Raw genomic sequence first — 1,142 nt, forward strand, 5'->3', positions numbered from 1 at the left:
TGGAAGTAGTGGAATGACTTCCCAGTCAACTATTCAAACGTCTCGAGAGAATAGAGCCGAGGATCTTGATCCAGTCACAATTGTATAAAATCAATTCCCGCACGATCGCTCGTGCCCGTAATCCCTACCACAGAATCATGTCATTTCAGACAGTAACTTTTCTGCGCTTTCTTCATTGGAGTTCGATTTTGAAAATTCATTGACTGATTTTCAGGATGAATTGCAAGGGTAAATACAGTAAGTACCTGATAATAAAGTTATTTCGCAAACAACGGCGGATCAAATTAAAAAAGTAATTGACTTACCGCTCGAAAGAAAGTTCTGTGTAATAAAAAATTGAAGGCTGCTACTGGCAATTAGTTAAGCCACAGCCTTCAGTTTCTGCTTAACGAACATTCTGTGAATATCGATCAAGCGTTAGTGGCGTCAGTGCTTTTTGATGGTTACACTAATCATTTCGCGCAGCAATGTGATGCGATATATTTAGTAAATTGCAGGATTTTTAGAAAACTACTTTTTACGTACTTCTAACGGTAGTTTCGTCAATCTTTGTCGTTCTTATTCGTTACAATTTTTTCAACCGATAGCTTATTGACGACGTATAGTTATGATGAAGCGTTAGTAAAGAAAGGACTTGACTACCTCAATGGGCCTCTAATAATAAAAAATGGGGGGGTGGTTGCTATAACCAACCCCGCCTTGGTGATCCCTACCAGACAGTTCTATCCTTAGACCTTTCTCTTTCCATAAGATAAAGTCCGATAACTTGTAACTTCGTGGTTACCTTTCCAGAAAGGACAATCTTGATTAATCGTTTAAATTTATAGTAGTTCTTCGAGGAAGAATAATAATCTCCAAAAAAAGACTAACGTATAAAAGAAATTTTTCTTTTTTGAGAAAATAAAAATACTCATTTATTTAAATAATTAAATATTTTTGGATAAATTTTTGCCGCTAACAGCGTTGTAGTAAATAGTAAAACTACTGACGAAGCGTTGGATATTTCTTACAAATGAGCTTGAAGAATTTCAATAACAGGATTAGTATCAGGATAAATGCCGAGCCATAAATAAAAAACTGCAGCGTTGTGTTCTACCAGCATACCAAGGACATCAAAATTATATTTTACGCCTTGATCTTTT

The 1,142-nt window shown here is 35.6% G+C and carries 2 pseudogenes; both read right to left on the bottom strand.

Annotated features, from left to right (window positions below):
• Positions 1–821: 821 nt before the first annotated feature.
• Positions 822–918, bottom strand: a pseudogene (locus FIV31_RS07555) (hypothetical protein).
• 88 nt (positions 919–1,006) lie between these two features.
• Positions 1,007–1,142 (bottom strand): annotated as a pseudogene (locus FIV31_RS07560) (shikimate dehydrogenase); the annotation flags it as partial.

It is taken from the genome of Coxiella endosymbiont of Ornithodoros amblus, assembly GCF_019425495.1.
In the GTDB taxonomy this organism is placed as follows: domain Bacteria; phylum Pseudomonadota; class Gammaproteobacteria; order Coxiellales; family Coxiellaceae; genus Coxiella.